3 protein-coding genes are annotated in these 4,623 nt (G+C 69.9%); all 3 read left to right on the forward strand.

Going from position 1 to position 4,623, the window contains the following annotated elements:
- Positions 1-2,949: methionine synthase (gene metH / locus ACWGE1_RS40285; protein WP_453425442.1), on the forward strand; the 2,949-nt coding region annotated here is incomplete at its 5' end.
- A gap of 26 nt (positions 2,950-2,975) precedes the next feature.
- Positions 2,976-3,986, forward strand: a complete 1,011-nt coding sequence (gene metF / locus ACWGE1_RS40290) for a methylenetetrahydrofolate reductase [NAD(P)H] (protein WP_453425443.1) — start codon at positions 2,976-2,978, stop codon at positions 3,984-3,986.
- 5 nt (positions 3,987-3,991) lie between these two features.
- Positions 3,992-4,623 (forward strand): adenosylhomocysteinase (locus ACWGE1_RS40295; RefSeq protein ID WP_453425444.1); only part of this gene is annotated, 632 nt, incomplete at its 3' end.

The following is a 4,623-nucleotide window of genomic DNA, read 5'->3' on the forward strand; positions in this document are numbered from 1 at the left end:
ACCAAGTCCTCCATCATCGGCGCCCGCCGCGCCATGGAGGCCCTGGGCGTCACCGTCCCGCTGATCTGCTCGGTCACCGTCGAGACCACCGGCACCATGCTCCTCGGCTCCGAGATCGGCGCCGCGCTGACGGCGCTGGAGCCGCTGGGCATCGACATGATCGGTCTGAACTGCGCCACCGGTCCCGCCGAGATGAGCGAGCACCTGCGCCACCTCGCGCGCAACGCCCGCATCCCGATCTCCTGCATGCCCAACGCCGGCCTGCCCCTCCTGACCAAGGACGGCGCGCACTACCCGCTGTCGGCCGCCGAGCTGGCCGACGCCCAGGAGACCTTCGTCCGCGACTACGGACTCTCGCTCGTCGGCGGCTGCTGCGGCACCACCCCCGAGCACCTGCGCCAGGTCGTCGAGCGGGTCCGCGGACTGACCCCGGGCGTGCGCGACCCGCAACCCGAGCCGGGCGCCGCCTCCCTCTACCAGACGGTGCCGTTCCGGCAGGACACCTCGTACATGGCGATCGGTGAGCGGACGAACGCGAACGGGTCGAAGAAGTTCCGTGAGGCGATGCTGGAGGCCCGCTGGGACGACTGTGTGGAGATGGCCCGCGACCAGATCCGCGAGGGCGCGCACATGCTCGACCTGTGCGTCGACTACGTCGGCCGGGACGGTGTCGCCGACATGGCCGAGCTGGCGGGCCGCTTCGCGACCGCCTCCACCCTGCCGATCGTCCTGGACTCCACCGAAGTCCCCGTCATCCGGGCGGGCTTGGAGAAGCTCGGAGGCCGCGCGGTCATCAACTCGGTGAACTACGAGGACGGCGACGGACCGGAGTCCCGCTTCGCCCTGGTCACCCGCCTCGCGCAGGAACACGGCGCCGCGCTCATCGCGCTGACCATCGACGAGGAGGGCCAGGCCCGCACCGTCGAGCACAAGGTCGCCATCGCCGAACGCCTCATCGACGACCTGACGGGGAACTGGGGGATCCGGGAGTCGGACATCCTCATCGACACCCTGACCTTCACCATCTGCACCGGCCAGGAGGAGTCCCGGGGCGACGGCATCGCCACCATCGAGGCGATCCGCGAACTCAAACGCCGCCACCCCGACGTCCAGACCACCCTCGGCCTCTCCAACATCTCCTTCGGCCTGAACCCGGCCGCCCGTGTGCTGCTGAACTCCGTCTTCCTCGACGAGTGCGTCAAGGCCGGTCTGGACTCCGCGATCGTCCACGCGAGCAAGATCCTGCCGATCGCCCGGTTCGACGAGGAGCAGGTCACCACCGCTCTGGACCTGATCTACGACCGGCGCGAGGGCGACTACGACCCGCTGCAGAAGCTGATGGCCCTCTTCGAGGGTGTCAACACCAAGTCGCTGAAGGCCGGCCGGGCCGAGGAGCTCCTCGCGCTGCCGCTGGACGAGCGCCTGCAGCGGCGCATCATCGACGGCGAGAAGAACGGCCTGGAGACCGACCTCGACGAGGCCCTGCAGACCCGCCCCGCCCTGGACATCGTCAACGACACCCTGCTGGAGGGCATGAAGGTCGTCGGCGAGCTCTTCGGCTCCGGCCAGATGCAGCTCCCCTTCGTCCTGCAGTCCGCGGAGGTCATGAAGACCGCCGTGGCCTTCCTCGAGCCGCACATGGAGAAGACCGACGACGAGGGCAAGGGCACCATCGTCCTGGCGACCGTCCGCGGTGACGTCCACGACATCGGCAAGAACCTCGTCGACATCATCCTGACCAACAACGGCTACAACGTCGTCAACATCGGCATCAAGCAGCCGGTCTCCGCGATCCTGGAGGCCGCCCAGGAGCACAAGGCCGACGTCATCGGCATGTCGGGCCTGCTGGTGAAGTCGACCGTGATCATGAAGGAGAACCTGGAGGAGCTCAACCAGCGCAAGCTGGCGGCCGACTACCCGGTCATCCTCGGCGGCGCCGCCCTCACCCGCGCCTACGTCGAACAGGACCTCCACGAGATCTACGAGGGCGAGGTCCGCTACGCCCGCGACGCCTTCGAGGGCCTGCGCCTCATGGACGCCCTCATGGGAGTCAAGCGCGGCGTCCCCGGAGCCGAACTCCCGCCCCTCAAACAGCGCCGCGTCGCCCGGCGCGACACACCGCTGCCGACCCCGGCGGAACCGGCCGACGCAGGCCGCTCCGACGTGGCCACCGACAACCCGGTCCCCACCCCGCCGTTCTGGGGCACCCGCGTGATCAAGGGCATCCCGCTCAAGGACTACGCCTCCTGGCTCGACGAGAAAGCCCTCTTCAAGGGCCAGTGGGGCCTCAAGGACAACGACACCATCGCCACCGACGGCTCCCCCCGGCTGCGCGGCTGGCTCGACAAGCTGCACACCGACGGCCTCCTCGAAGCCGCCGTCGTGCACGGCTACTTCCCCTGCGTCTCCAAGGGCGACGACCTCATCATCCTGGGCGAGAACGGCTCGGAGCGCACCCGCTTCACCTTCCCCCGCCAGCAGCGCGGCCGCCGCCTGTGCCTCGCCGACTTCTTCCGCCCGGAGGAATCCGGCGAGACCGACGTCGTCGGCCTCCAGATCGTCACCGTGGGCAACCGCATCGGCGAGGAGACCGCCCGGCTCTTCGCCGCCGACGCCTACCGCGAATACATGGAACTCCACGGCCTGTCCGTCCAGCTCGCCGAGGCCCTCGCCGAGTACTGGCACGCCCGGGTCCGCTCCGACCTCGGCATCGGCGGCTCCGATCCGCAGTCCATGGACGGCATGTTCCGCACCGAGTACCAGGGCTGCCGCTACTCGCTGGGCTACCCCGCCTGCCCCGATCTGGAGGACCGCGCCAAGATCGCCGACCTCCTGGACCCGGAGCGCATCGGAGTGCACCTCTCCGAGGAGTTCCAGCTCCACCCCGAGCAGTCCACCGACGCCATCGTCATCCACCACCCCGAAGCCAACTACTTCAACGCACGCTGACCCCGCCAGCCGGAAAGGAGTCCGACATGCCGGCTGCCCCGACCGCCACCGCCACCGCCGAACGCCCCCGCACGTCCCGCGCCCCCGCCCCTGCCCCCGCTCCCACCTCCGCTTCCGTTCCCGCGTCCGCGTCCGCCCCGCCCGGCGTCCGTGAACTGCTGGCCCAGGGCCGGCGGACCTTCTCCTTCGAGTTCTTCCCCCCGAAGACGGACGCCGGGGAGCGCACCCTGTGGGCGGCGATCCGCCGCATCGAGGCCCTCGCCCCGTCCTTCGTCTCCGTCACCTACGGCGCCGGCGGCTCCTCCCGGCACCGCACCGTCGAGGTCACCAAGCGCATCGCCGCCGAGACCACCCTGCGCCCGGTCGCGCACCTGACCGCGGTGGGACACTCGGTCGCCGAACTGCGCCACATCATCGGCCAGTACGCCGACGCCGGGATCCGCGACATCCTCGCCCTGCGCGGGGATCCGCCCGGCGACCCGAAGGGGGAGTGGACCCGCCACCCGCACGGCCTGGCCCACGCCCACGAACTGGTCACGCTCATACGCCGACTGGGCGACTTCACCGTGGGCGTGGCGGCGTTCCCCGAGCGCCATCCCCGTTCGCCCTCCTGGACCGAGGACATCCGCCACTTCGCCGCCAAGTGCCAAGCCGGCGCCGACTACGCCATCACCCAGATGTTCTTCCACGCCGAGGACTACCTGCGGCTGCGGGACCGGCTCCTGTCCGTCGGCTGTCTGACCCCGGTCATCCCCGAGATCATGCCGGCGACCGATTTCCGCCAGATCCGGCGCTTCGCCGAGCTCAGCGACGCCCGCTTCCCGGACGGCCTGGCACAGCGGCTGGAAGCGGCGAAGGACGACCCGGCGGACGGGCACCGGATCGGTGTCGAGTACGCGACCGCCATGTCCGAGCGGCTGCTCGCCGAGGGCGCACCCGGCCTGCACTACATCACCCTCAACAAGTCCACCGCGACTCTAGAGATCCATCAGAACCTGAACGTCAGCCACCACCCGGCCACCACCATCACGGAGTAGAACCCATGGACTTCAAGGTCGCAGACCTGTCCCTTGCCGCGTTCGGCCGCAAGGAGATCACCCTGGCCGAGCACGAGATGCCGGGCCTGATGTCGATCCGCCGCGAGTACGCCGAGGCGCAGCCGCTGGCCGGCGCCCGCATCACCGGCTCGCTGCACATGACGATCCAGACCGCCGTCCTCATCGAGACCCTCGTCGCCCTCGGCGCGGAGGTCCGCTGGGTGTCCTGCAACATCTACTCCACCCAGGACCACGCGGCCGCCGCGATAGCCGCCGCCGGCATCCCGGTCTTCGCCTGGAAGGGCGAGACGCTGGAGGAGTACTGGTGGTGCACCGAGCAGGCGCTGACCTGGCCCGGGCACGCGGGCCCGAACATGATCCTCGACGACGGCGGTGACGCCACCCTCCTGGTCCACAAGGGCGTCGAGTACCAGAAGGCGGGCCGGGTCCCGGACCCCTCCACCGCCGACAACGAGGAAATGGCCCTGGTCCTGGCCCTGTTGGCGAAGACCGGCATCGACTGGACGGCTCTGGCCGCCGGCATCCGCGGTGTGACGGAGGAGACCACCACGGGTGTCCACCGTCTGTACGAGATGATGTCCGAGGGCACGCTGCTGTTCCCGGCGATCAACGTGAA

This window comes from Streptomyces sp. NPDC054932 (assembly GCF_053610205.1).